General features: G+C 65.6%; 24 protein-coding genes and 1 tRNA gene. 5 read left to right on the plus strand and 20 right to left on the minus strand.

The window, feature by feature from the left end:
• Positions 1 to 133: 133 nt before the first annotated feature.
• The 11 genes from L0963_RS08705 to L0963_RS08755 all read right to left on the minus strand — a co-directional run bounded on the left by L0963_RS08705 (position 134) and on the right by L0963_RS08755 (position 6473).
• Positions 134 to 601, minus strand: coding sequence for a phage virion morphogenesis protein (locus L0963_RS08705; protein ID WP_003043279.1), 468 nt, complete (start codon positions 599 to 601; stop codon positions 134 to 136).
• On the minus strand, positions 598 to 1086 hold the full coding sequence (locus tag L0963_RS08710; protein WP_234179219.1) for a phage tail protein: 489 nt from the start codon (positions 1084 to 1086) through the stop codon (positions 598 to 600). The genes L0963_RS08705 and L0963_RS08710 overlap by 4 nt, the downstream gene beginning before the upstream one ends.
• The gene (locus L0963_RS08715) at positions 1086 to 1736 is read right to left on the minus strand and encodes a hypothetical protein (RefSeq protein ID WP_234179221.1); all 651 of its coding nucleotides are present in this window, start codon (positions 1734 to 1736) and stop codon (positions 1086 to 1088) included. Before L0963_RS08715 ends, L0963_RS08710 begins: the two co-directional genes overlap by 1 nt.
• The gene (locus L0963_RS08720; RefSeq protein ID WP_234179222.1) at positions 1736 to 2293 is read right to left on the minus strand and encodes a glycoside hydrolase family 108 protein; all 558 of its coding nucleotides are present in this window, start codon (positions 2291 to 2293) and stop codon (positions 1736 to 1738) included. Before L0963_RS08720 ends, L0963_RS08715 begins: the two co-directional genes overlap by 1 nt.
• Positions 2290 to 2460 (minus strand): hypothetical protein, encoded by a 171-nt coding sequence (locus tag L0963_RS08725; RefSeq protein ID WP_234179224.1) that lies wholly within the window; start codon positions 2458 to 2460, stop codon positions 2290 to 2292. Before L0963_RS08725 ends, L0963_RS08720 begins: the two co-directional genes overlap by 4 nt.
• Entirely contained in the window at positions 2453 to 2854 is a 402-nt protein-coding gene (locus tag L0963_RS08730) for a hypothetical protein (RefSeq protein ID WP_003043290.1), read from the minus strand. Before L0963_RS08730 ends, L0963_RS08725 begins: the two co-directional genes overlap by 8 nt.
• A 5-nt stretch (positions 2855 to 2859) precedes the next feature.
• Positions 2860 to 3072: a tail protein X gene (locus L0963_RS08735; protein WP_234179226.1), complete on the minus strand. Its 213-nt coding sequence runs from the start codon at positions 3070 to 3072 to the stop codon at positions 2860 to 2862.
• A complete protein-coding gene (locus L0963_RS08740; RefSeq protein WP_003043294.1) occupies positions 3072 to 3548 on the minus strand; it encodes a head completion/stabilization protein in 477 nt (158 codons plus the stop codon). The genes L0963_RS08735 and L0963_RS08740 overlap by 1 nt, the downstream gene beginning before the upstream one ends.
• Positions 3549 to 3648: 100 nt before the next feature.
• The gene (gpM, locus tag L0963_RS08745) at positions 3649 to 4377 is read right to left on the minus strand and encodes a phage terminase small subunit (RefSeq protein ID WP_234179228.1); all 729 of its coding nucleotides are present in this window, start codon (positions 4375 to 4377) and stop codon (positions 3649 to 3651) included.
• Between the two features lie 124 nt (positions 4378 to 4501).
• The gene (locus L0963_RS08750; protein ID WP_003043300.1) at positions 4502 to 5551 is read right to left on the minus strand and encodes a phage major capsid protein, P2 family; all 1050 of its coding nucleotides are present in this window, start codon (positions 5549 to 5551) and stop codon (positions 4502 to 4504) included.
• Positions 5552 to 5594: 43 nt separating this feature from the next.
• Positions 5595 to 6473, minus strand: coding sequence for a GPO family capsid scaffolding protein (locus L0963_RS08755; RefSeq protein WP_234179230.1), 879 nt, complete (start codon positions 6471 to 6473; stop codon positions 5595 to 5597).
• Between the two features lie 145 nt (positions 6474 to 6618).
• Between L0963_RS08755 and L0963_RS08760 the strand changes: the two genes are divergently transcribed.
• The 3 genes from L0963_RS08760 (at position 6619) to L0963_RS08770 (ending at position 10457) form a co-directional block, all read left to right on the plus strand.
• A complete protein-coding gene (locus L0963_RS08760) occupies positions 6619 to 8472 on the plus strand; it encodes a terminase large subunit domain-containing protein (RefSeq protein WP_234179232.1) in 1854 nt (617 codons plus the stop codon).
• On the plus strand, positions 8472 to 9476 hold the full coding sequence (locus tag L0963_RS08765; protein WP_003043311.1) for a phage portal protein: 1005 nt from the start codon (positions 8472 to 8474) through the stop codon (positions 9474 to 9476). Before L0963_RS08760 ends, L0963_RS08765 begins: the two co-directional genes overlap by 1 nt.
• Before the next feature lie 156 nt (positions 9477 to 9632).
• Positions 9633 to 10457: a DNA adenine methylase gene (locus L0963_RS08770; protein ID WP_234179233.1), complete on the plus strand. Its 825-nt coding sequence runs from the start codon at positions 9633 to 9635 to the stop codon at positions 10455 to 10457.
• Here the strand turns inward: L0963_RS08770 and L0963_RS08775 are convergent, their stop codons facing one another.
• Positions 10458 to 10844 (minus strand): hypothetical protein, encoded by a 387-nt coding sequence (locus L0963_RS08775; protein WP_234179234.1) that lies wholly within the window; start codon positions 10842 to 10844, stop codon positions 10458 to 10460. It lies immediately after the preceding gene.
• Between the two features lie 985 nt (positions 10845 to 11829).
• On the opposite strand from L0963_RS08775, the gene L0963_RS08780 reads away from it, so the two are divergent.
• Positions 11830 to 11905 (plus strand) — tRNA-Val (locus tag L0963_RS08780).
• 111 nt (positions 11906 to 12016) lie between these two features.
• Entirely contained in the window at positions 12017 to 12208 is a 192-nt protein-coding gene (locus L0963_RS08785) for a YgaP family membrane protein (RefSeq protein WP_062903031.1), read from the plus strand.
• Here L0963_RS08785 and L0963_RS08790 read toward each other — a convergent pair.
• The 8 genes from L0963_RS08790 to L0963_RS08825 all read right to left on the minus strand — a co-directional run bounded on the left by L0963_RS08790 (position 12186) and on the right by L0963_RS08825 (position 24505).
• Positions 12186 to 12452 (minus strand): CBU_0592 family membrane protein, encoded by a 267-nt coding sequence (locus L0963_RS08790; protein ID WP_003043326.1) that lies wholly within the window; start codon positions 12450 to 12452, stop codon positions 12186 to 12188. The two genes, L0963_RS08785 and L0963_RS08790, sit on opposite strands and share 23 nt — an antisense overlap.
• A 71-nt stretch (positions 12453 to 12523) precedes the next feature.
• Positions 12524 to 15196: an aconitate hydratase AcnA gene (acnA, locus tag L0963_RS08795; RefSeq protein ID WP_062901122.1), complete on the minus strand. Its 2673-nt coding sequence runs from the start codon at positions 15194 to 15196 to the stop codon at positions 12524 to 12526.
• Between the two features lie 270 nt (positions 15197 to 15466).
• Positions 15467 to 16477 carry a LacI family DNA-binding transcriptional regulator gene (locus L0963_RS08800; protein ID WP_234179235.1) on the minus strand — a complete coding sequence of 337 codons (1011 nt, stop codon included), beginning with the start codon at positions 16475 to 16477 and terminating at the stop codon, positions 15467 to 15469.
• 52 nt (positions 16478 to 16529) lie between these two features.
• On the minus strand, positions 16530 to 17528 hold the full coding sequence (locus tag L0963_RS08805; protein ID WP_186401244.1) for a DUF2891 domain-containing protein: 999 nt from the start codon (positions 17526 to 17528) through the stop codon (positions 16530 to 16532).
• A gap of 122 nt (positions 17529 to 17650) precedes the next feature.
• Positions 17651 to 18589: a DUF979 domain-containing protein gene (locus tag L0963_RS08810; RefSeq protein WP_062901125.1), complete on the minus strand. Its 939-nt coding sequence runs from the start codon at positions 18587 to 18589 to the stop codon at positions 17651 to 17653.
• A complete protein-coding gene (locus L0963_RS08815; protein ID WP_062901126.1) occupies positions 18586 to 19266 on the minus strand; it encodes a DUF969 domain-containing protein in 681 nt (226 codons plus the stop codon). The genes L0963_RS08810 and L0963_RS08815 overlap by 4 nt, the downstream gene beginning before the upstream one ends.
• A complete protein-coding gene (locus tag L0963_RS08820) occupies positions 19267 to 22896 on the minus strand; it encodes a hydantoinase B/oxoprolinase family protein (RefSeq protein WP_186401245.1) in 3630 nt (1209 codons plus the stop codon). It lies immediately after the preceding gene.
• The gene (locus L0963_RS08825; protein ID WP_186401246.1) at positions 22880 to 24505 is read right to left on the minus strand and encodes a CHASE domain-containing protein; all 1626 of its coding nucleotides are present in this window, start codon (positions 24503 to 24505) and stop codon (positions 22880 to 22882) included. Before L0963_RS08825 ends, L0963_RS08820 begins: the two co-directional genes overlap by 17 nt.
• Between the last annotated feature and the right edge of the window lie 150 nt (positions 24506 to 24655).

Raw genomic sequence — 24655 nt, forward strand, 5'->3', positions numbered from 1 at the left:
TCGCAGCATTCTCCTGCGCGAAGTCGCAGCAGGGGCCTCATACGAGGAGGCTTTCAGAACCGCCTATGCGGAAGACCCTGATTCCTATCGACGTGCCGCTGGGATGAAGGCGCGCGCAAAATCGCGATAGCGCTCAGGCGTCCACGCCGTCCAGCACAGCTGCCAGCACGGCGTCTTCATCGACTGCGCTAAAGCCGAGCAGCTCGCGCGCCGGGTAGCGGACTTGCGGGGCGCCGCGGAAACGGGCGACGCGGTCGCGCAGGCCGAAATGGTGAACCTCGGCGGTGCGGGCGACCTTGGGCGCGAAGCGCAGCTCCACCTGGTCGGCCGTCGCATCGACGGTCATGTTGCGCGCCAGCTTGATCTTGGGGAACATGCGACCCTTGTTGCGGACTCGATCCTTTTTCCGGTCGCGCAGCGGGCGCTTCTTGCGCGGCTCCATCGCCGAGCCGTCCGGCTGGACATTCGCGGCGATGCGCGCGGCGTTGACGCGGCGGAGGGCGATGCCGATCTTGCGCGCGATCTTGCGCATATTGCCGTCGCCGAAGCGTTCGGCGATCGCCGCGACCCAAGGCGCGAGCTGGTCGAAATTGTCGCTCATGGCACATCAAGCGGCACGAGCCGTTCAGCCTTCCACCAGATTTCCTTAAGCGGCACCGGCGGCTGCGGGGCGAATTCGTCGGGGAAGCATTCGGGTTCCTCGACAATCTGCATGTCCCAGCCAGTACCATCCTCCCTTTCGACGCGGCGCACCGCCTCGGTCAGATCGAGGTCGATCGACAGGTCGATCGCGTCGTCGGTCATGATATCGGCTTCGAAGCTATAGCCGGGCGCCGCCTGACTGGCGACCAGATCGGGCTGATATCGGCGCAGCCATTCGTTGAGCAGCGCAAAGATGATCAGCGGTGCATGCGTCCAGTCGATAACGACGATGTTGAGCCGATAGGCGATCTCGAACGAAAAGCTGTCGGTCTGGCGGGTCCGGACGCTGCCCTTGTCGATCCACATGCGCAGCCGCTCGGGATCGCGGGCCAGCTCGGGCAGGCTGGCGGCGAGCATGGCGCGAATGGCGGCGGGCTTGAGCATCAGGGCGTCGCGGCTTCCACCACCGTCGCAGGCGCCGGGCTCGTCGGCACCGCGGCGGCGGCGGTCACGAAGCCGATCAACGCCTCTAGCTGGGCGAAGGCATCGGCAGTGCGGGCAAGGTCGGCGACAGGAACGATGGCCGTTCCGGCATCGTACACAGATCCGGCGGGCATGGCGGCAGGGCAGGACAGACCGGGTTCGCCGGAGCGACCCGGATCGGCTCGATCGGCTTCAGGCCGCAGCCACTGAGCAAGCAGAGCGCGATTGCGCTCGCGAAGAATTTCATTCGCATGTTGGGCCTCCTGATATTGGTCGCGCCACTTCGTTTCGACGTCGACCTTGTTGGCATTCGCCAGATCCTGCGCGCCGAGCGCCGCAGCGGCGACGCGCTCCTTGGTTTCCATGTGGGCCTTGCGCTCGGCCGTCAGCGAGGTTCGGAGCTTGTCGCGCGCGCCATCGATCGACCAGGCGGACCACCAGCCCGCGACCGCGGCGATCGCCAGCACGGCAATCAGCAGGCGCACCGGGCGTTCGGTGAGCCAGTCAACGAGATCGACGATCCAGATCAGCGGACGCCCCTTGAGCGCGACCGACAGGCCGATGAAGGCGACAGCGCCGCCAAGCGACGCGAGGGTGCCGAAGGAAAACATCAGCCGAGCGCCCCGATGCGGCCATCGACCCAGCCGGGCATGAAATCCTCGAACTTCGTCCCGCCCTTCGCCAGCCCGTAATAGTGCATGAACTGCAGGCCGTTGAGCGCCTTCAGCATCAGGCGGCGCGCGCCCGCATCGCCCCGCTTGCGGCGCAGGGCCTGAAAGGCGGCGATCGAGCCGCGCCCGATGATGCCGTCTTCGGCGATGTCGGCATAGTCGACGCCGCGGCGGTTGAGGACGTTGAGCGCCTGCTGAAACCACAGCGCCGCGCGCTTCTGACCGGCGTTGACGCCGCTGTCGATTACTTCCTCGGCAACCGCCGGGTCGATCTCGGCAATGCCGAGGAAGCCGGGCTTCACGATATATTCGCGGTAGTAGATATCGCGCGCGACCGCCTGCGGCATCACACGCATGTCGCCGGTGTAGCCATTGGCGCGGGCGACGCGTTCGGTGATTCCCCAGATGGTGGCGCCACCGGGGTCCGAGGGATGATTCACATATCCTTTTTCGCGCCCGATGATGCCGTCGATCATGGCCGCAATCTGCGGGTTCATGGCCTGTCTCCCTTTTCCTGACTGCGGAGCTGCGAATAGAGGCCGAGCGGGCGTTCGCCGCCGCGCCGAAGCTGGCAATTGTGCCAGACGGCCTTCACGCCCGCGCCGACCGAGAAGATCGACGCGAGCAGGACGAGGATGAGGATAGGGGTCGGAAGATCAGCCATAGCCATTGCCTCCATTGGAGTTGTCGCCCCCCGAAAGCGTGCCGCCGGGCGCGTCGGGCAGGCCGAGCCGCTGGCGGAAGAGCCACTGCACCCCGTCGAGCAGCATCGTGAAGCCGACCGCGCCCAGCGCCATGCTGATCAACACCGACAGGATCGGTTCGGCCTGCCGGTGAACGGTGATGGCGATCGCGATCGTCGCAAAGGCGGGCAGCGCCGACAGTTCGGCATAGGCGAGCCAGCGGCGCCGGCGGCGCCAGTGGGCGGCAAGCACCGGATCGCTCGGCGGGTCGGGCGCCATCTTCCACAACAGGACGCCCAGCTTGCCGCCCACGACCGTCGCCCCCGCGAGCAGCGAGCAGAACCACCAGAAAAGAAAATCACGCCAGTCGGTCACTTGCTTCAGCTCCACAGTTGGACAGTTTCGAGCATGCGGGGCGAAGGCGAGCGCGCGGGCAGGATGACCTCTGCGCCCTCCGGCAGCACGACGCTGGTCAGTCGTGGATTCAGGGCAAGCACCTGCTCGATCGCATCGGCCGAGCCGAGGGTGCGCCAGCAAAGGTGATCGAGGGTTTCGCCGCCGATGGCGGGCTCGACGGTGGTGAGGTCGGCCATCAGATCAGCTCCACCGCGACGCGCGTGGTGCCGAGCATGTCGCGCACGGCATGTAGGCCGATGCGCTTCATCTCGGCGGCGACCTGCGGCTCTTCCTCGATCCGGTCGGCTTCGTCGTTGGTGGCCGAGCTGTCGCGCGCCATGTCGGCCAGTTCGGCAGCGGCATAGAAGCGCACGGCGCGGACGAAGAGCAGCGAAAGGCGATGTTGTTCGTCGATCTGTTCGTCGGGTCGAACGTCGGCGAGCGCGGCGGCGCCGCCCGCAACCCACGTTGCCTTCCACGCCGCAAGCTGCATCGTGACGGTTAGGATCGCGCCGCGCAGCGCTTCGACCAGGCGCGGGTGCGGCACTTCGCCGCGCAGGCGCATCGCGTCGCGAACCATGTTGACGTCGATGTCGGGAAACCAGCCATCGGCCTTGACCGTCGCCGCGGGGGGCGATTGCGGGGCGGGCGGGTTCGCCACAAAGCCGGTCATGACAGGCGGTCTCCAAAACAAAGTGCGGGGGTGAGGAGCGCATAACCGGAGGCGGATAGTCCGACCGGTTCACGCACCGCCCCCGCGGCGCCGTGGGGCGTCAGGTTGGGGGCGCGAGCTTCTTCAGTTCGCGCTCCAGCTTTTCGATGTCCTTTTTCACGCCAACCTTGTCGTCGAGCGTGACCGCGCGGCGCAGCGCCGTAAGCGCGGCTTCCATGATCGCGGGCTTGCCGCCGGCGGGCGCGTTGTCCGATTCGGAGTCGAAGGCCTCGGCTTCGGCCGCGAGCTTGCAGCCGATCGCGCGCTGCAGCTTGGCGCACACTTCGTCGGGCATGTCCTGTTCGGCGGTCAGGATATCGGTCGCGACCAAGGTGCCATGATCAACCGCATCGATATCCTTGATGCTGGCGTCGGCGACTTCCTCGGCGATCACCGTTCCCGCGGTGCGTTTCACGAAGCGTTCGAGCGAAACGCCATGGGCAAGGACATGCGCGCCGATCTGCAGCGCATAGGTCCAATCCTGAATGTCGAGGCTCCAGATCAGCATCGCGGCGACGATGTCATCCTGCGCCGCCTTGCCATCGGCGCCGGCGCGCAGCGCGCCGTCGACCCAATCCTTGTATCGCTCGATCATCCCGCGCTTGGCGTCGATCTTGCGCTCGATCGACTGGATATTGTGGAGCGTGTGCAGATCCGCGCCCAGCACTTCGAGCAGCGCGGCATAGTCGGGATCGAGCGATTCGGGCGTCGCGGCGGGCGCGGCCTTGGCAGCTGCGGCGGCAACGCGGCCTGCGGCGTGGCGGGCGAGATGGCGGGAAACGAGGCTCATGCGGTGGCTCCATGAAAGTGGGGAAGGTTCGGGCGACCCTCCCCCGTTTTTCGTGGCTCCCCCATGGGCCGGCTCGCCCGCCAGCCCATGGGATCAACACCGTCCGGGGGTGTTATTCCGGGCGTCAGGGCTTCTTGCCGATGACGATGTTTTCGACGAAGGCGGTGATGTCGTAGTCTTCGACGACATAGGCTTCGTTGACGCTCTCGTAGTTGGCGATCCGGTTCTTTTCCGGTTCATCCTTCAGGAAGCGGCGGCGGGTGCCCTCCTGATAATAGATCGACAGATTCTTGAGCGTCGTGATCAGGATGGCATTGGCCGGGAAGAAGGGAACGCGGACAGCCGGCAGACCGCCGAGCTGCTTTTCGGAACGCAGGATGCGATCCGCCGCCTCGATCTCGGTCGCCTTGTCGCCGGTGGCATTGACGATGTTGAAATATTTTTCGTCGACCAGGTCATGCCCGACGACGACGACCAGATCGGTGTCACCGCGGCGCCATTCGGGGATCATCTTCTTGGCGTCGAGGACAAGCGCGTCGAGGTTCTGGTAATCGACTTCGACGCCGACTTCGCCGGGCGCAACATAGATCGCCTTGGCGGGCGCAACCGAAAGATCGCCATCGTCGAGGACATGCGCCGCCGCGTAGGTGCGGATCTTGTGCAGCCAGCCTTCGTTGACGTCTTCGAGATTGGGATTGGCAACCCGATCGGTGTCGTCGGCCGCTTCGATTCCGTGCCAGCCGATCATGATGCGATCGCGGCCCTGCTGCTTCGCGATGGCGTCGCGCAAGAGCGTCTGGAAGTCGGGCTTGTGGCGCCAAGCGTCGAGCTTCGAATATTTCAGCGAATAGTCGTAGTCGGTCTGGTAGCAGATATAGCGCCCCTTATCGCCGGTATCGGTCGGATCGCCCGGATCGCGACGCCCGGCGCCGCTGGTGTCGGTGCGACCCGCCATGGTGCGCGTGACGCCGACGCCGACCTTGTCGCCCATCTGCTGGATGACCGGCTCAATATTGATCTGCTGCAGGAACTCGCTGCCGTGCTTGATCACTTCTTCGAGCTTCTGTTCGACCGCCGGATCGACGGTGAACTGGGTAAGGGCGGACTCGACGTGGTTGAGTTCGGCGACGCGTGTCAGAAAGGTGGTGAAGAGCAGGCGGGTGCGATTCTGCATGACTTTGTTCCTTGGCGGCAGAGACGGTGCGGGTTGGGCTGGGTCAGCAGTCGGTCTGGACCATCTGCTCGGTGACGCCGGTCGAAATCGGGCGGCTGAGATGGCCGTTCTGCGGCGTGGCGTTGATCTGGTCGCGCAGCGTCTCGACCTCGCCGCGGATGCTGGTCAGCGACTGGGTGGTGCTGGTCGCGAGCTTGTCGATCGCGCCGGCCATCTGGCCGACCGCGAGCGCAATGGCGGCGACTTCGCCGCCGGCGGCGGGCTGCTGCGCCTCCTGTTGCCCGGCGGGCGGGGTGGTGAGCTGCTGCTGCTGCGCGGGCGGATTGAAGCGTTCGAGCAGGCCCTTGATGGCGCCGAAGACGCCGGTGGGATCGGCGTTCGGTGCGTCGTCGAGCAGCTCGATCGTGGTTTCGGTCGCGACCGAGAAATGATTTCCGGGCTGCTGCTTGAAGCGGGCGAGCGGGCTGTTGGCGCCGAGCTTGGCCGAAAATTCCAGCATTTCGGTGCCGAGCGATGCGGGCGTGTCGGTGACCGCGAGGCCCATCAGATAGGCCTTGCCGGTGTCGGCGAAGCTCGGGTTGACCTCGATCGAAGTGTAGAGCTTTTGCCCCTTGCGCACGAGTTCGACCAGCGGATCGAGCGCCTCGATCTCCGCGAACAGGGCGAGGCGCTTTTCGGTCTTGCCGCCGAGCGCGATGTCCACCGTCTCGGTCTTGACCGACAGGATGTCGCCATAGGCGCCGAACGGCGAGTTGTTGTTGCCGAGCGGCGCGATGCCGCGGATATGTTCGAGGTTCACGCGCGCCGCATAGGTGGTGCGGTTATAGGTCGCGGCCATTTCCTCCAGCCATTTCCGGTCGATCGTGCGACCGTCGACGGTGGCGCCTTCGACGGCGACGCGGAAGAATTTCGACTTGGGCATGACAGGCTCCGGGCTGGCGTGGTGCGGTTGATCCCGTGTTCACCACTGCCGCGCGCGAAGCCGCAACGACTTGCTCCTGTATAAGCGCGTTATACAGGAGCAGGAGGGAGGATGGATTGCCCGCCGCGCATAGTTTGCGCGGGCCATGGCCCCTCCGCCGCCCATCTTCATCCCGCCAGAGACGGCAACCGCGATCCGACCGCCGGAGGCGTCATCGACGCCGCCGCGGCGCCGTGCGCGCTCGCTGTATTGGCAAGGCTGGACGATCACGCAGATCGCCGAAGAGCTGGACATTCCGGGCAGCACGATCGCGAGCTGGAAGGGCCGCGACAAATGGGACGAGGCAAGCAGCGTCCAGAAGTGCGAAGATCATGTCGAATGCCGCCTTGGCCAGCTGCTCGCCAAGGAAAAGAAGACCGGCCATGATTTCAAGGAAATCGACCTGTTGTGGCGCGGTCTGGAAAAGGCGGCGCGGATCCGCAAGTTCGAGCGCGGCGGCAATGAAGTCGATCTGAACCCGAAGGTCGCAAACCGCAATTCGCCCGAGGTCCGCGAAAAGAAGAGCAAGGCCAAGAACCTGATCGACCGCGACGGGCTGGCCCAGCTCGAGGCGGCGTTCCACCGCGACAACTTCCTGTATCAGGAGACGTGGTGGGCGAACGTCAGCCGGCGGACGCGCTTCATCCTGAAGAGCCGCCAGATCGGCGCGACATGGTATTTCGCGCGCGAGGCGCTGCTGTGGGGCCTGAAGACCGGCAACAACCAGATATTCCTGTCGGCGAGCCGCAACCAGGCGAATATATTCCGCCAGTATATCGTGCAGTGGGTGCAGGAAGTCCTCGGCCTGTCGCTGAAGGGCAATCCGCTGGTGATCCAGCGCGGCGAGGACGAGAATGGCGAGCCGTTGCCGCCGTTCGAGATGCACTTCCTCGGCACGAATTTCCGCACCGCGCAGGGCTATCACGGCGACATCTATGTCGACGAAGCTTTCTGGATCTTCGGCTTCGAGCAGCTCAACAAGGTCGCGCAGGCGATGGCGACGCACAAGCGTTACCGCCGCACCTATTTCTCGACGCCCAGCGTCCTCGCGCACGAAGCCTATCCGCTGTGGTCGGGCGAGCGGTTCAACCGGCGCCGGGCGAAGGCCGACAAGGTCAAAGTCGATATCGGCCACGACGCGCTGAGGCATGGCGCCGAAGGCCCCGACCGCATCTGGCGCAACATCGTCACGATCGACGACGCGATCGCGGGCGGGCTGGGCGAGCTGGTCGATCGCGACGAGCTGGAGTTCGAACATTCGCTCGACGAATTCGACCTCCTGTTCCTGTGCCACTTCCTCGACGATACGCAGTCGGTCTTCCCCTTCCAGATGATGCGCCGCTGCGGCGTCGATGTCTTCGACGCGTGGAAGGATTTCAACGAGTTCGGGCAGCGGCCGTTCGGCGACGGCGAATGCTGGATCGGTTACGATCCCAACGGCGAGAGCGGCAACGGCGACGAAGCTGGGCTCGCCGTCCTCGCCCCGCCTGCCAAGCCCGGCGGCAAGTTCCGCATCCTTGAGCGCAAGCGGTTTCGCGGGAAGGATTATCAGGAGCAGGCGGCGGCGATCCGCGCCATGTGCGCCCGCTATCACGTCACGCATATCGCGATCGACACCACCGGCGTCGGCAGCGCGGTCTATAGCCTGGTCAGCGCGTGGTTCCCGAACACGCGCGCGATCCGGTACACGCCCGAGACCAAGGCCATGATGGTGTTCAAGGCCAAGAAGGTCATCGCCGACGGCCGACTGCAGTTCGCTGCGCATTGGACCGACATCATCAACAGCTTCATGGCGATCCGCCCCAAAGTTACGCGCGGCGGCAAGACCATCACCTTCGTCGCCAGCCGTTCCGGCGACACCGGCCACGCCGACCTTGCGTGGGCCGTCATGCACGCCCTGTTCAACGAAGCGCTCGACCCTGAAGCGGTCGCGGCGCGCAGCACCGTGGAGATTTGCTGATGACCGAAGACCAGACCAAGGCCGCTCCCGGCGGCGTCGAAGCGTTCACCTTCGGCGAACCGGAAAGCGTCCTCGATCGCAGCGAATTCCTGCTGATGCTGGAGGCGGCGGACGCGGGCCGATGGTATTCGCCGCCGATTTCGATGATCGGGCTGGTCAAGGCGCACCGCATGTCGGCGCATCATTCGAGCGCGATCACGCTGAAGCGCAACCTGCTCAGCATGTCGCTCAAGCCCACGCCGCTGCTAGCGCATGCCGAGTTCGAAAAACTGGTCACCAACTATCTGGCGACGGGCAACGCCTATCTGGAGCGGATCGACAATATCGCCGGGCGCGCGCTGCGCCTGAAGAACAGTCCGGCGATCCACACGCGCGTCGGCAAGGAGCCGGGGCAGTTCTTCTTCAACCAGCCCGGCAAGCCCGACCATGAATTCAAGCGCGGATCCATCTGCCACCTGCTCGAACCCGATCTGGCGCAGGAAATCTATGGCGTCCCCGAATGGTATGCCGCGCTTCAGAGCGGCCTGCTCAACGAAGCCGCAACGCTGTTTCGCCGCCGCTATTACAAGAACGGCAGCCATGCCGGATATATCTTCTATGTCAGCGAGGAAGGGCTGAGCGATCCCGACAGCGAGGCGATCCGCGAGGCGATGCGCCAGTCGAAGGGTCCGGGCAATTTCCGCAACCTCTATCTCCACATCCCGAAGGGGAAGGAAAAGGGCGTCCAGATCCTGCCGATCAGCGAGGTCGCGGCGAAAGACGAATTCGTCGGCATCAAGAATGCGACGCGCGACGATATCCTTGCCGCGCACCGCGTCCCGCCCCAGCTTATCGGCGTGGTGCCGACCAATGCCGCGGGCTTCGGCAGCATATCCGACGCGGCGCGGGTCTATTTCGATCACGAGATCGTGCCGCTGCAGCGCCGCTTCCTGCAGATCAACGAGTTCCTTGGATATGAGGCGATCGCGTTCAACGGCTACGCGCCGAGCAGCGCCGCCGCCTGACCGGATTTCCCGTCGCTGGCGCCGCCGGCGACGGGGGACGGGCTGAGGGAGTCAGCCCGAACCGGCGGTCCTATTATCCGCCATGGCCCCAACAGGATCCGAATCAGGGTCCACCCCGCCGTTGCCGGCGAGGGAACATATAGAGAACATAGAGCCATGGAGTCCAGAGTGCAGCTTTCCCCCGAATACCCGATGTCGCCCGCCCCCAAGGCCAAGCCGGTCGCCCCCTATATCGGCGGCAAGAAGAACCTCGCCGGGCGCCTGGTCGAACGGATCGAGGCCGTTCCGCATCATGTCTATGCCGAGGTGTTCGTTGGCATGGGCGGCGTCTTTCTGCGCCGCAAGCAGCGCCCGAAGGCCGAGGTCATCAACGACTGGTCGCTGGACGTGACCACCTTCTTTCGGATCCTGCAGCATCATTATGTCGCCTTCCTCGACATGCTGCGCTTCCAGATCACGACGCGGGCCGAGTTCGAACGGCTGTCGCGGGTTGACCCGGCGACGCTGACCGACCTGCAGCGCGCGGCGCGCTTTCTGTATCTGCAGCGCGTGGCGTTCGGCGGGAAGGTGCGCGGGCGCAATTTTGGGGTCGATACGGGCCGCTCGGCGCGGTTCGACGTGACGAAGCTGGCACCGATGCTGGAGGATCTGCACGTCCGGCTCGCGCCGGTGACGATCGAGCGCAAGCCGTGGGCCGACTTCATCATGACCTATGACCGCCCCGGCACCCTCTTCTATCTCGACCCGCCCTATTTCGGGTGCGAGCGGGACTATGGCGACGGCATGTTCGCGCGCGAGGAATTCGAGCAGATGGCGACCGTGCGGCGCGGCCTGAAAGGCCGGTTCCTCCTGTCGATCAATGACAAGCCCGAGGTCCGCGCGCTGTTCGACGGCTTTGCCATGGAGGAGGTAAGCTGCCGCTACACGATCGGCGGCACTGCCAAGGCCGGGACGTTCGGCGAGCTGATCATCTCGAACTGATCAGCGCGGGCGCCAGTCCTTATGGCGCAGCTTTCGCAATAGCTCCTCATAGGCGGCGGGAAGAGGTTTCTCTTTCCGCCGCGCCCTGTTCGAGTGGAAGAACGCGGCCACCTGATTGGCCCATGACAATTCGCGCGGCTGCGATTCCGGGGGCGGAGGGAGTGCCGCACTCGCCGGCAGGATCAGCACGTCGTCGCTCGATCGACAGCCGCGGCACCGGAAATGCTCGCGCGCCGATGCAAGGTCGAGTGGCCACCCCTTGGCGACGAACCGGGCCAGCACTTCGCCCGCGTCCAGCTCCGACGCCCGCGCGCAGGTGTAGCACCAGAGGCGCAGGCGCAGGCCGCGCCACGCTATGTCCTCGATCGTCTCGAATCGCCGCGCCATCGCCAAGGATGGAACATATCATGAACACATGCGCAAGCGTGGACCGCCGGGCAAGGCCCACCGCCGCGAGACCTCTCAACCCGACCCAGCGCGCCGCGCTCGCCCCCACGCCTCGCCTGCTCGCTCTTTTGGTGGTTTTGACGCAGCCGAGCGCCGAGCGATCCACCAAGAGACCCGCGCCATAGAGTGAGACATGGATCATGCCGAGCCGACGCAATTGATCGCAGATCAATGCAAACCCCTGCTTTTCGCGGGAAAATTCTCAGCGCCCGAGCGAAGGAATGCACCGATATCGGCGCGACCTAATTTTCCGAACTAGCATCCTTTTGCATATCTAACTGACTGTTTTTAAGCGATAAAAATATTAGAAGCGCCATCTTACCAGTGCCTAACTTTTCGGGCGCAGTCTCACTAAATCTCGCTAATTCAATAGGTTAGATAATTTTAAAAGTTAGATTGGTATATCCTAATCTGGTTAGGCAAAAATGCGGTCAAAATTAGGAGGTAAGGTATTGATATTACAGGCATGTTAGAAAGGTTAGGTCATCCCCGCGCGCACCCGGATAATGAATTGCGCTCTTCCGTGAATTTGTAATCACACGTCGATCGCGGATAATGTCATCGCGATCGGAGGTTCAATGTCAGATCGAACGGTGGAAGATGATGAGCGCGCCTATATGATTATGGGTGAGGACGAGAACGGCGACATGCACCTGGTCGGGACCAATGATCCGGCGCGCGCTCTATCGCACTACGTCCGCATGGCAGAGACCATGGCACACGTTCAGGGTAACGCTGCCTTCAGGGGCATAGCTGATCCAGCCCCGGGCCGCGCTAATTAGCATCCGAGACAGACCGGGAACATATTTCGGGAATTCTGCGGGACGCTCATGTCCCACCGTTTTCATTTGGTTCCGCTCAATGACGCCCGAAAGACCTTGACGGGCAGAGAAAATGCCCGCATTTGCGCCGCTCCCACGCGATGGGGCGCTTAGCTCAGTTGGTAGAGCATCTCGTTTACACCGAGAGGGTCGGCGGTTCGAGCCCGTCAGCGCCCACCATCCCCGGCCGGACCCGAATGGGGCGGGCCGCGTCTCTTGATCCAGCGCAATGACCGCGCGCCGCGCGCGCGTCAGAACTTCGGTGTCGCACATGCAATCGGGAGTCTGGAGATGTTTGCACGCAATGTTGGCACAATCGACCGCCTGCTGCGGATCGTCATTGGCGTAATGCTGATCGTTCTCGCCGCGTACGAGCGTATCGGCCCGTGGGGCTATATCGGGGTGGTGCCGCTGCTCACCGGCCTGTCGAGCCGCTGTCCCGCCTATTCGCTGCTCGGGGTCAGCACCTGTCCGCGCGGCTGAGGCGGCGCACGTTCCACAGCGTGAAAAGGCCGATCGCGGCCCAGATGATGTTGAGGCCGGCGGACGGCAGGGCACCGTTATAGCCCGAATTGATGACGAAGCCGGTGGCGCCGACGACGTTCATCCATTGATAGGCCGCGCCGCGCGGTTCGAGCTTGCCGAGCGAGAGCAGCACATAGCTTGCCAGAATGATCGCGGCCGCGGTCCAGCCGATCACCTCGATCATGATCTGAAGCAGGTTCATCGCCCTATTCCCAAAGAAAACGCCCGCCCCGGTAAGGGGGCGGGCGCGTGTTGCCGATTATCCTGCGGCAATCAGGCCGCGAGCTTGCGCAGCACATAGTGCAGGATGCCGCCGTTCATATAATATTCGACCTCGTTCGCGGTGTCGATGCGGCACAGCGTATCGAAGCTGAAGGTCGAGCCGTCGGGGCGCGTGACCTCGACCGTCACCGTCTGGCGCGGCTTGATGTCGGCGATACCCGTGATGGTGAAGCTGTCGTCGCCGGTCAGGCCCAGCGTCTCGCGGGTCTGCCCCTCGAGGAACTGGAGCGGCAGCACGCCCATGCCGACAAGGTTCGAGCGGTGGATGCGCTCGAAGCTTTCGACGATGACGGCGCGGACGCCGAGCAGGTTAGTGCCCTTCGCCGCCCAGTCGCGCGACGAGCCGGTGCCATATTCCTTGCCGGCGATCACCACGAGCGGGGTGCCATCGGCCTTGTGGCGCATCGCGGCGTCGTAGATCGGCATGACTTCCTGGCCATAACGCGACATGCCGCCTTCGATGCCCGGGACCATTTCATTCTTGATGCGGATGTTGGCGAAGGTGCCGCGCATCATCACTTCGTGGTGGCCGCGGCGTGCGCCATAGCTGTTGAAGTCGGCCTTGCTGACCTGATGTTCCATCAGCCATTTTCCGGCCGGCGAGTCCGCCTTGATGCTGCCCGCCGGAGAAATATGGTCGGTGGTGATGCTGTCGCCGAGGATCGCAAGCGGCTTTGCGCCGACGATGTCGCTGACCGGTGCCGGCGTCATCGACATGCCCTCGAAATAGGGCGGGTTGGCGACATAGGTCGAGCCAGCGCGCCACTGATAGGTGTCGCTGCCCTCGACCTCGATCTTCTGCCAGTGCGCGTCGCCCTTGTAGACGTGCGCGTAGCGCGCCTCGAACATGTCGCGGTCGACCGCGCCGGCGACCATGTCGGCGACTTCCTGGTTGGTCGGCCAGATGTCCTTGAGGAAAACGTCCTGCCCGTCCTTGCCGGTGCCGATCGGGGTGGTGGTGAAATCCTCGATCACCGTGCCCTTGAGCGCATAGGCGACAACGAGCGGCGGAGAGGCGAGGAAGTTGGCGCGCACGTCAGGCGACACGCGGCCTTCGAAGTTGCGGTTGCCCGAAATGACCGCCGCGGCGACGAGGCCATTCTCGTTGATCGCCTTCGAAATCGGCTCGGCAAGCGGACCCGAGTTGCCGATGCACGTCGTGCAGCCATAGCCCACGAGGTTGAAGCCGATATTGTCGAGATGCTTCTGCAGCCCGGCCTTTTCGAGATAGTCGGTTACGACCTGCGATCCCGGCGCGAGGCTGGTCTTGACCCACGGCTTGGGCTTCAGGCCCAGCTCGTCGGCCTTTTTGGCGACGAGCCCCGCGGCAACGAGAACGCCGGGGTTCGAGGTGTTGGTGCAGCTGGTGATCGCGGCGATGGTGACGTCGCCGTCGCCGATGTCGAAATCCTTGCCCTCGACCGGCACGCGCGTCTGCGCCTTGTTATAGACCTTTGCCATGTCGGCATTGAACACATCGTCGACATCGGGAAGCGAGACCCGGTCCTGCGGCCGCTTCGGCCCGGCGAGCGACGGGACGACGGTCGACAGGTCGAGTTCGAGCGTGTCGGTGAAAACCGGGTCCGCCGCGCCGTCGACGATCCACAGCCCCTGCGCCTTCGCATAGGCTTCGACCAGCGCGATATTTTCTTCGCTGCGGCCGGTCAGGCGCATGTAATCGATCGTCTTGTCGTCGATGCCGAAGAAGCCGCACGTCGCGCCATATTCGGGCGCCATATTGGCGAGCGTCGCGCGGTCGGCGAGGCTCAGCGAGGCGAGGCCGGGGCCGAAATATTCCACGAAGCGGCCGACGACGCCCTTGGCGCGCAGCATCTGCGTCGCGGTGAGCACGAGGTCGGTCGCGGTGACGCCTTCCTTCAGCTTGCCGGTGAATTTGAAGCCAACGACTTCGGGGATCAGCATCGACACGGGCTGGCCGAGCATCGCGGCTTCCGCTTCAATCCCGCCGACACCCCAGCCGAGGACGCCGAGGCCGTTGATCATCGTCGTGTGACTGTCGGTGCCGACGCAGGTGTCGGGATAGGCGACGGTGGTGCCGTCGGCATCCTCGCTCGACCACACCGCCTGCGCGATATGCTCGAGGTTGACCTGGTGGCAGATGCCGGTGCCGGGAGGCACCGCCTTGAAGTTCGACAGCGACTTCGACCCCCATTTCAGGAAGTCATAGCGTTCGCCGTTGCGATAATATTCAATCTCGACATTCTGCTCGAACGCCTTGGGCGTGCCGAATTCGTCGACCATGACCGAGTGGTCGATGACGAGGTGGACGGGGACGAGCGGGTTGATCTTGGTCGTGTCGCCGCCGAGCTTGGCAATCGCATCACGCATCGCGGCAAGGTCAACGACGCAGGGAACGCCGGTGAAATCCTGCAGCAGCACGCGCGCCGGGCGATACTGGATTTCGCGGTTCGAATGGGGATCCTTCTGCCAGTCGACCAGCGCCTGGACGTCATCGGTCGAAACGGTGAAGCCGCCGTCCTCGAAGCGCAGCAGATTTTCGAGCAGCACCTTCATGCTGAACGGCAGGCGCGAAACGTCGCCCAGCTTTGCTGCCGCCTTTTCGAGCGAATAATAGGCGTAACTCTTGCCGCCGACATTCAGCGTCGAGCGGGTTCCGAGCGTGTCGTGGCCGGTGGTGGTCATAGGTCAGCAGTCCCCATGTTGGCGCGGCGGGGAATGACGGCCGGCCGCCCAAGCCAGGAGAGCGGGGCAAGCGGAGTCGCACGCGCGGGTTTATGTCCGCGCCGCCTTACGCCGGAAGGCAGGAATTGCAAGGGGGTGGCGGTGGACGATGCACGCGAACCCGGCCTTTCGTCCACGGGCGGCGCCCGAAATTTCCCCGGACCAGGACACAAAGCGCCGCGGTCCCGAAGCTTTGTTATTCGGGATGACGATCCCGCCCGAACAATCGCGTCAGGCAGTACCGCGCACCGCGAGGCGGACGGGTATGCGGGTGCCGTCGCGGGCGTGGGCATCATCCTCCAGCGCCATGGCGACGAGCGCCTCACCCGCGGCGTCGAAATCGGGCTCGATCGTGGTGAGCGCTGGGTCGGCGAGCGTGCCGGCGCGAATGCCGTCGAAGCCGATCAGCGCGACGTCGCCGGGCACGCTGCGCCCCATATCCTTGATCCCCTGTAGCACCCCCAGCGCGAGCATGTCGCTGGCAGCGAAAATACCGTCGATGTCGGGATGCGCGGCGAGCAGAGCACGCGCGGCGGCGATGCCCTCTGCATGGCGATCTTCCGCCGGCGGCGGCTCGGCGAGGATGGGGGCGAGGCCTTGCGCGGCGAGCGCTGCGGTGAAGCCGTCGCGGCGCTCGTCGAACTGGCGCTGCGGCGAGCGCTGCGGGCCGACGAAGGCGAGGCGGCGACGGCCTGAGGCGACGAGATGATCGGCGGCGAGGCGCCCGCCCACCTCATTATCGCTGCGCATCCAGTGGAAGTCCCCGCCGGGGCTGCCCCAGCAGGTGAAATCATGCCCCGATGCCTGCGCCGCGGCGAAATAATCCCACGCGGCGCGGTTGCTGGTCGTGCCGATGACGATCATCGCGTCGGCGAGCCCCGAGCGAACGAAATCGGCGCGGAAATTGGCTTCGCTCTCCTGAAAGGAAACGAGCAGGTTGAAGCCGCGTGCCGAGGTGGCGGCGGCGATGCTGCCGAGCAGCGCAAAGTAGAAAGGGTTGATCGCGCTGCGGTCTTCGCCTGGGCGGCAGATAGTAACGAGCGCGATCGTCTCGCTGCTTTTGAGGCGGAGCGACGAGGCGTGGCGATCGACAACATAGCCAAGCTCGGCCGCCGCCTGCGCGACGCGGGCGCGCGTTTCGGCGTTGACGCCGGGGCTGCTGCGCAGCGCGCGCGAGACGGTCGACTGCGACACGCCCGCGCGCTCGGCGACGTCGAACGATGTCGGGCGCAGGGTTTTCATGTGCAGTCCGTCTCCCCTCTTACGCCGTCTCTTGCGTCCACGCCGGGGCTTGTCAATCGGCGAGGCCGTCCAATGCCAGGAGCGCGAAGCTCGCGAGCCAATGTTCGCCCATATAGTCGCCGGTGACGTGCGGGAGCGCGGCGGCGAGGTGCTGCTCGGCGGCAGCTTCGGCGACGGGGGCAACGGGGTGCGCCGCGCCGAGCTTGGCGGCGATCGCACGCCAGCACCAGGCGCGGCTGAGATTGAGGCCGTCGAGATGCGCGATCTTGCCGTCGCTGCGGTCCGACACGGTGGCGGGGGTGAAAAGCGTTGCGGGTTGATGCGCAGCGGCGCGGGGCAGGAAGACCTCGAACCACACCGGGAAGGCGTCGCCGAGCACGACCGCCATCAGATGCGCCTCGGTCAACGCCGAGGAGAGAAATTCGTCGCCGCCGGGTTCCCATGCCTGACAATCGCGGTCGCCGGCGAACCAGTCGCGCGCGCGGGCATCGATAAGCGCGACGAGCGCGGGGTCGCGGAGCGCGGCCCAGTGGCGCGCGAGGAGCAGCGCGAAAGCGATGTTGAAATGGGTGCCGACGCGCAAGGGATAGGTGAGCTTGGGCAGGAAGGCGTGGAAACGCGCCGCAAAGGCGAGCGCGAGCGGTTCGAGCGCGACGGCCCAGGGGGCGTTGTGCTGTTCGGCCTCTGCATGGAGCGCGAGGAGCCACGCCCAGCCATAGGGACGTTCGAAACCCGCCGACATCGGCCGGTCCAGAAAGGCAAGCTCGCCCGCGACCTTGCCCGGCACGAGCATCGCATCGGCGCGCGCGCGGATCTCGGCCGCAACGGGAAGATCGGGATAGAGGCGCGCAAGGCGAAGGATCTGCCACCAGCCATGGACGCAGCTATGCCAGTCGAAACTGCCGTGAAAGATCGGGTGATGCTCGCGCGGGGGCCGTGCGTCCTCCGGCCCGTTCAGCACCAGGTCCATCTTGTAGGGATATTCGCGGCCGAGATGCGACAGGGTCGCGGTGGCAAAGCGGACGGCGTGGTCGGGGGTGAGGTCGGTCATTACCGGAATTTCTCTATCCGTTTGTGCTGAGCTTGTCGAAGCACCGTTCTTGTCTTTCGACGCTGCAGAATGAAGAATGGCCCTTCGACGAGCTCAGGGCGAACGGAAATTTGAAAGCGGCGCTAAAACGCAAACAGCCAGATGAAGAGGATATTGACCGCGAGCAGCGGGATCGCGGTGCCGATCTGCACCTTGATGACGCCATAGGGGTTTTTCAGCTCGAGCAGCGCGGCGGGGACCAGGTTGAAGTTCGCCGCCATCGGGGTCATCAGCGTGCCGCAGAAGCCCGCAAGCATGCCGATCGCGGCGACGACCGCGGGGTTGCCGTCATATTGCTTGATGAGCAGCGGCATGCCGACCGCCGCGATCATCACCGGAAAGGCGGCGAAGGCGTTGCCCATCACCATGGTGAAGAGCGCCATGCCGAGCCCGAAGGCGACGACGGCGCCGAACAGGCTGCCTTGCGGGATCGCGGCGCCGATCAGGTCGCCGACGACTTCGCCGACCCCGGCGAGCGCGAACACCGCGCCGAGGCTGGCGAGCATCTGCGGCAGGATCGCCGCCCAGCCGACCGCGTCGAGCAGCCGCCGCCCCTGCTGCGCCGGGAGCAAGAGCGCGGGCCGCAGCTGCGCCATGCCTACGGCGAGCGCGATCACCACGCCGATGCCGAGCGAGATCAGCGTCGCCTGCTTCGGATCGGCGAGCCCCGGCACCCATTTGAAGAGGAAGGTGCCGGCGAGTGCGACCGCCGGGATGATGAGCGCGACGACAAGCAGGAAATTGCCGTATTTCGCTGCGCGTTCGGCCTGCACGCCCGCCGCCACGTCGCCGCCCGGCGCGCGGCCGATCTGGCCCGCCCCGGCGATCGCGACGAGTGCAAGCACGAGCAGCCCGTTGCCGAAATCGCCGAGCCGGTCGCCCGCGAGCATCGACAGTGCGAGCAGCCCCCAGAAGGCGGCGTTGCCAAAGCGTTTGGGATTGCTGCGATCACCGAGGCCGAGCGCGGCGAAGATCGCGAAGGTCAGTCCGGCGAGGACATAGACGAAACCGAGCGTGATCATGCGCCGATCCCTTGCCCCGGCGCGCGCAGCATCCGCTTTTCGAGCAGCCGCAGCCGGAAGCCGTGGATCAGGAAGGCCGCGATCGCGGTCGGGATCGCCCAGACCGAGAAATGCAGCGGTTCGATGACATAGCCATAGCCTTCGAGCAGCCCCTTCATCAGCAGGATCGACCCGATGGCGAGGAAGATATCTTCGCCGAAAAACAGTCCGACATTGTCGGTCGCGGCCGCATAGGCCCGGATCTCGTCGCGCTGGGCATCGCTCAGCGCGACGCCCTGCGCCTCCGCGGCGGCTTCGGCCATCGGCGCGACGAGCGGACGCACCGTCTGCGGATGCCCGGCCACCGACGTCAGCCCGACCGCCGACATCGCCTGGCGCAGCAGCAGATAGGAGGCGAGCAGCCGGGCGAGCGTCGCGCCCTTGATCCGCCCGATCAGCGAGCGCGCATGCTGCTGAAGCCCATAGGCTTCGAGCAGGCCGATGACGGGGAGCACGATCCAGACGATGCTGACATAGCGTGTGTCGTTAAACGCCTTGCCGAAGGCGGCGATGATCGCGGTGACGTCAAGCCCGGCGGCCAGACCCGTCGCGAGCGCCGACGCCATGATGACGAGCAGCGGATTGAAGCGGAGCAGGAAGCCCGCGATGATGATGGCAATCCCGATCAGGACAAGCATCTAATCCCCCTCCGCTTCGCCATAACCGCCGCCGCCGGGGGTTTCGATGACGAAGGCGTCGCCCGCGCTCAGGTCCGCGCTGGCAGTCGCGCCCAGTTCTTCGGTCGTCCCGTCCGCGCGCTCGATCCAGTTGCGGCCCGGTGCGCCGTCGGCCCCGCCCGCAAGGCCGCACGGCGCGATCCGACGACGATTAGCGAGAATATTCGCAGCCATCGGTTCGCGAAACCGGATGCGGCGCGTAGCGCCGTCGCCGCCGTGCCAGCGGCCCGCACCGCCCGAACCTTTGCGGATCGAGAATTCCTCGACGATCACCGGGAAGCGCGCCTCCATCACTTCGGGATCGGTCATCCGGCTGTTGGTCATGTGCGTCTGGATCACCGCGGTGCCGTCGAAGCCGAGGCCAGCGCCCGATCCGCCGGCGATCGTTTCATAATATTGGTAGGCCTCGTTGCCGAAGGTGAAATTGTTCATCGTCCCCTGCGCTCCCGCCATCGCGCCGAAGGCGGCGAACAGCGCGTCGGTGATGACCTGGCTGGTCTCGACATTGCCCGCGACAACCGCGGCTGGAAAGCGCGGCGAGAGCATTGAATCGTCGGGAACAATCAATGTCACCGGCGCCAGGCAGCCCTCGTTCATCGGTATCGGGTCGTCGAGCATCGTGCGCAGCACATAGAGCACCGCCGCGCGCACGACCGGCAGCGGCGCGTTGAAATTATCGGGGAGCGTCGCCGACGAGCCGGTAAAGTCGATGGTGACGTGGCGCGCCGCGCGATCGACTGACACGGTGACGACGACTTCGGCGCCATTGTCCATCGCATAGCGGAAATGACCATCGCCCAGCCGCGCGACGAGCTGACGCACCGCCGCCTCCGCCTGACGCTGACCATGTGCCATATAGGCGGCGACGGTCGCGCTTCCGTGCGCGGCGGCGAGGTCGGCAAGGCCGCTGGCGCCGCGCTGGCAGGCGGCGACCTGCGCCTTCAGATCGGCGATGTTGAGCGCCGGGTTGCGCGCCGGCAGGTCGCCTGCGGTCAGATGCTCCTGCACGGCGGCGTCGCGGAAATGGCCGTCATCGACGATCAGCATATTGTCGAAGATGATGCCTTCTTCTGCGATATTGCGGCTGCCCGGCGGCATCGATCCGGGCGCTATCCCGCCGAGATCGGCGTGGTGGCCGCGCGCCGCGACGAAAAAGGCGGGGGTATCGGCACCCGTATCGACGAACACCGGCATGATGACGGTGATGTCGGGCAAATGGGTGCCGCCGTCATAGGGGGCGTTGAGCGCATAGGCATCGCCGCGCCGGATGCCGCGTCCGTCGCGCGGGCGACCGTCGGCGCCCGGACCGCGCTGGCGCAATATGGTCCGCACGCTTTCGCCCATCGACCCCAGATGCACCGGCATGTGCGGCGCATTGGCGACGAGCCGCCCTTCGCCGTCGAACAGCGCGCAGGAGAAATCGAGCCGTTCGCGAATATTGATCGACGAAGCGCTGTGCTGAAGCGCGCCGCCCATTTCCTCGGCAATCGCCATGAACAGGCTGTTGAAGATTTCGAGGCGCACGGGATCGGGTGCTGCAGGATCGTCACTGCCTCCTTGCGATGGCAAGGCGACGGGACGAATGGCCGATGGCTTTGCGAGCCGCAGCGTCCCATCGGGCTCGACCGTTGCCGTCCAGCCGGGTTCGACGACGGTCGTCGACAGCGGATCGACGATGATCGCCGGGCCAGTGATGCTGCGGCCGGGAGCAAGCGCGCTGCGCTGATGAAGTGGGACGGCGCAGGGTCCGCCCGCGAGCCAGGCGGTGACGGTTTCCGCCTCGACCTCGGCCGCTGGCGCGGGCGCGGGAAGAGCCGCGGGCGCGCCGCCCGCTTCGGTCAGTTCGACACGGATGCGATCGACGACCAGATCGTCATGCGGCGCATAGCCGAAACGCCCGCGGAAGGCGTCGATGAAGGCAGCGCGCACCGTGGCGGGATCTCCGGTCGGCAGCTCGATCGCATTGTCGCTGTCGGCAAGACGCACGAACAGCAGGGTTTCGTGCGTCACCGTTACGTCGGGTGCAAGATCGCCGCGCGCCTGAGCGACGAGTTCGGCCTCCGCGCGGTACAGCGGTTCGACGCAGCTCGCGCCGAGCGGCAGCGCAAGCGTGCGCTCGCGGATCGTCGAGGGCCGTGCGAGGCCCATACCATAGGCTGACAACACCCCGGCGAGCGGGTGGAGCAGGATCCGGTCGATCCCCAATGCGTCGGCCACGAGGCACACATGCTGCCCCGCGGCGCCCCCGAAGCCGACGAGATGGTAGCCCTGTGTCACATCATGTCCGCGCGCGATGGTGATACGTTTGATCGCGTTCGCCATCTGCTGAACCGCAATCGCTAGCAGCCCCTCCGCAAGCGCCTCGGGCGTGATGTCGCCGACTTCGGCCGCCAGCGCAGCGAATTTTTCGGCGACGATGGCGCGATCGAGCGGCTGGTCGCCGGCCGGTCCGAAGAGCCTGGGGAAATGTTCGGGCTGAATCTTGCCGAGCAGCACGTTGCAGTCGGTGACGGTCAGCGGCCCGCCGCGGCCATAGGCGGCGGGGCCGGGATTGGCGCCCGCGCTTTCGGGTCCGACGAGCAGGCGCGCACCGTCCCAGCGGCAAATCGAACCGCCCCCGGCGGCGACGGTGTGGATACGCAGCATCGGCGCCCGGATGCGCGTGCCCGCGACGATGCTTTCGTTATCGCGTTCGAGCCGCCCGGCATAATGGCTGACGTCGGTCGAGGTGCCGCCCATGTCGAAGCCGATGAGGCGATCCTCGCCCAGCGGCGCGGCGCTGCCGACCATGCCGACGATGCCGCCCGCCGGACCCGAGAGAATCGCATCGCGGCCATGGAACGCCGCGGCCGATGCGAGCCCTCCCGAGCTTTTCATGAACTGCGGACGGCTATCGTCGCCAAGCTGGGCGCAGAACTGGCCGACATAGTGCCGCAGCACCGGCGACAGATAGGCGTCGGCAAGCGTCGTGTCGCCGCGCCCGACCAACTTGATCAGGGCGCTCACCTCATGGCTGACCGAAATCTGCGCGAAGCCGAGTTCGGCGGCAATCTCTGCCAGGCGCCGTTCGTGCGCGGGATAGCGATAGCCGTGCATCAATATGATCGCGATGCTGTCGATTCCCGCCGCACGCGCCTTTTGCAGCGCGGTGCGCGCGGCGTCTTCGTCGAGCGGGATCAGCAATTCGCCGTCGGGACCGACGCGCTCGGCGATTTCGGCAACTTGGGCGTGCGGCGGAGGTGTGCGGTCGAGCCGGCGCGCGAACAGGTCGGGGCGATCCTGATAGCCGATGGTCAGCGCATCGCCGAAGCCGCGCGTGATCGCGAGGAGGGTCGGCGCGCCCTTGCGTTCGAGCAGCGCGTTGGTCGCGACGGTCGACCCCATGCGCACCGCGAGCGGCGGCAGCGCGCCTGTCCCGGCGCCGGTCAGGTCGCGGATCGCACCCACCGCCGCGTCGCCAGGGCGCGCCGGGTCTTCGGAGAGATATTTGGCAGTGACGACCGCGCCCGCCGGCGAGCGCGCGACGACATCGGTGAAGGTGCCGCCGCGATCGATCCAGATATGCCAGCGCGGATCAGGCGGTGGCGACACGATCGGGCCAGCGAATGACGATGGACAGGCCGTGATCGGCGGCGGCGCGGGTCCATTGCCCCTTGAGCTGGCGTTCGATCAGCGAGCGGATGAACTGGGTGCCAAAGCTTTCGCTTTCGATGTGCGGGGTTTCGGGCAGGCCGCTTTCGATCCACGACAGCTCGACATCGCCGCCGTCGCGGCGCCAGCCGACCGCAAGATCGCCCTTCCCGCCGAGCGCGCCATATTTGACGCTGTTGGTCACCAGTTCGTGCACGGCAAGCGCAATAGCCTGCGCGCCCTCTTCGTCAAGCCGCACGTCCGGGCCTTCGACCGCGGCAAGCCGCTGTGCGTCCCAGCCCGCAATGTCGAGCTCGCGGCGGACGATACGGCCTAGGTCGACCGTATCGACCGCGCCGGTAACCAGCATCTGCTTCGAATCGGACAATGCGCGCAGTCGCCCGTCGAATTTCGTCTCGAACGCCTCGAGGCTGTCGACCTCGCGCAGCGTGATCCGCGCGAGCGCGCCGATGCGGGCGAAGGCGTTTTTCATGCGGTGCGCCATTTCGCCGATCATCAACTCACGATCTTCGGCATGACGCTCCTTCTCCTCCGCCAGCGCCTGCGCCGCGCCGAGGCGGCGATGCTGCAAGCGGTGCAACTGCACCGCGAGCCAGGCGAGCGCAGCGCCGAACAGCAGGATCGCGAGCGGACGGCCCAGCCGGTCGATGAAGCGGCCGTAGGACAGCCGCATCGTCCAGCGGCGATCGGCGACGCGCAGCGTCTCCTCATGCGCGTCCCAGCCAACCTTGCCATGACGGAAGACGAGCGGCGCCGACGGGCCTTCGCCGGCATAAACTTCGATCCCGTCGACCGTATCGAGCTGGTTTCCCAGCACCGCGCGCATCAGATTCTCGATGCGGAACGGCGCGTAGACAAAGGCCTCGATCGGTTGCCCGGCCGAGGGCGGCGGCACCGCCGAAGGCGCGGCGTCTGCAGCCACGGGCGGGTTGGCGTAGACGGGCACATAGATCAGGAAGCCCGGCTGCTTATGCTGCGCACTACGTTCCTGGATCAGTTCGACGATCCCGCTCGCTGCCGGCTGACCGGTCTGCCAGGCGCGGCGCATCGCCTCGCGCCGGATCGATTCGCTGTACATGTCGTAGCCGAGCGCCCCGCGGTTGCGAGCATTGTCGGGTTCGACAAGGACGATGGGAAAGCCGATCGGCTCACTTGTCCGCGGCCAGACCTTGATCTCCCTGCCGTAATTTTCGAGCAGCTGCGCTTCGGCCGCGGCGGGAGTATCCTGCTGGATCGCGACGGCGATGCCGACCCCCTGCATCCCCGGCGCGCGCACCTGCGGCCGCAGCGCCGCGAGGAAGGCGCGAACTCCCGGCCCGCTCGCCGCCGTGTCGGACTGATAGAGCGCGCGGACCCCTTCGAGCACCGCGAGCTGATCGCGCAGCCGGACGTTGACCTGCATCGCGACGCGGGTCGCCTGCTCATCCTCCTGCGCCTTGTTGTAGAAGAAGCTGGCGACCGCCGCGGCTAGGGCCGCTGCCAGGATGCCGAGCCCGACGAAGCGGACCGAAAGGGCCATCAGCCGATCTGCCCAGAGCGAAGGGCGCATTACACATATCCTGATGATTGCTGCCGTAGCAGCGCCCCCCTCTGTCACAAATAGGAGCATGCCAAGCGACCGATAGCAAGCAGCATTTCTTGCGCATCGCTGCAATCATCGAACAGGTTGCAGTGAGCAACCGACCGCCTATGCTCGGGC

The sequence above is a fragment of the Sphingopyxis sp. NFH-91 genome (assembly GCF_021401285.1).
GTDB lineage: Bacteria > Pseudomonadota > Alphaproteobacteria > Sphingomonadales > Sphingomonadaceae > Sphingopyxis > Sphingopyxis terrae_A.

Bases quoted from the DNA above. Each gene is read 5' to 3' on its own strand.
- L0963_RS08705 (WP_003043279.1), bottom strand. From the start codon at position 601: ATGAGCGACAATTTCGACCAGCTCGCGCCTTGGGTCGCGGCGATCGCC.
- L0963_RS08710 (WP_234179219.1), bottom strand. From the start codon at position 1,086: ATGCTCAAGCCCGCCGCCATTCGCGCCATGCTCGCCGCCAGCCTGCCC.
- L0963_RS08715 (WP_234179221.1), bottom strand. From the start codon at position 1,736: ATGTTTTCCTTCGGCACCCTCGCGTCGCTTGGCGGCGCTGTCGCCTTC.
- L0963_RS08720 (WP_234179222.1), bottom strand. From the start codon at position 2,293: ATGAACCCGCAGATTGCGGCCATGATCGACGGCATCATCGGGCGCGAA.
- L0963_RS08725 (WP_234179224.1), bottom strand. From the start codon at position 2,460: ATGGCTGATCTTCCGACCCCTATCCTCATCCTCGTCCTGCTCGCGTCG.
- L0963_RS08735 (WP_234179226.1), bottom strand. From the start codon at position 3,072: ATGGCCGACCTCACCACCGTCGAGCCCGCCATCGGCGGCGAAACCCTC.
- L0963_RS08740 (WP_003043294.1), bottom strand. From the start codon at position 3,548: ATGACCGGCTTTGTGGCGAACCCGCCCGCCCCGCAATCGCCCCCCGCG.
- gpM (WP_234179228.1), bottom strand. From the start codon at position 4,377: ATGAGCCTCGTTTCCCGCCATCTCGCCCGCCACGCCGCAGGCCGCGTT.
- L0963_RS08750 (WP_003043300.1), bottom strand. From the start codon at position 5,551: ATGCAGAATCGCACCCGCCTGCTCTTCACCACCTTTCTGACACGCGTC.
- L0963_RS08755 (WP_234179230.1), bottom strand. From the start codon at position 6,473: ATGCCCAAGTCGAAATTCTTCCGCGTCGCCGTCGAAGGCGCCACCGTC.
- L0963_RS08760 (WP_234179232.1), top strand. From the start codon at position 6,619: ATGGCCCCTCCGCCGCCCATCTTCATCCCGCCAGAGACGGCAACCGCG.
- L0963_RS08765 (WP_003043311.1), top strand. From the start codon at position 8,472: ATGACCGAAGACCAGACCAAGGCCGCTCCCGGCGGCGTCGAAGCGTTC.
- L0963_RS08770 (WP_234179233.1), top strand. From the start codon at position 9,633: ATGGAGTCCAGAGTGCAGCTTTCCCCCGAATACCCGATGTCGCCCGCC.
- L0963_RS08775 (WP_234179234.1), bottom strand. From the start codon at position 10,844: ATGGCGCGGCGATTCGAGACGATCGAGGACATAGCGTGGCGCGGCCTG.
- L0963_RS08785 (WP_062903031.1), top strand. From the start codon at position 12,017: ATGTTTGCACGCAATGTTGGCACAATCGACCGCCTGCTGCGGATCGTC.
- L0963_RS08790 (WP_003043326.1), bottom strand. From the start codon at position 12,452: ATGAACCTGCTTCAGATCATGATCGAGGTGATCGGCTGGACCGCGGCC.
- acnA (WP_062901122.1), bottom strand. From the start codon at position 15,196: ATGACCACCACCGGCCACGACACGCTCGGAACCCGCTCGACGCTGAAT.
- L0963_RS08800 (WP_234179235.1), bottom strand. From the start codon at position 16,477: ATGAAAACCCTGCGCCCGACATCGTTCGACGTCGCCGAGCGCGCGGGC.
- L0963_RS08805 (WP_186401244.1), bottom strand. From the start codon at position 17,528: ATGACCGACCTCACCCCCGACCACGCCGTCCGCTTTGCCACCGCGACC.
- L0963_RS08810 (WP_062901125.1), bottom strand. From the start codon at position 18,589: ATGATCACGCTCGGTTTCGTCTATGTCCTCGCCGGACTGACCTTCGCG.
- L0963_RS08815 (WP_062901126.1), bottom strand. From the start codon at position 19,266: ATGCTTGTCCTGATCGGGATTGCCATCATCATCGCGGGCTTCCTGCTC.
- L0963_RS08825 (WP_186401246.1), bottom strand. From the start codon at position 24,505: ATGCGCCCTTCGCTCTGGGCAGATCGGCTGATGGCCCTTTCGGTCCGC.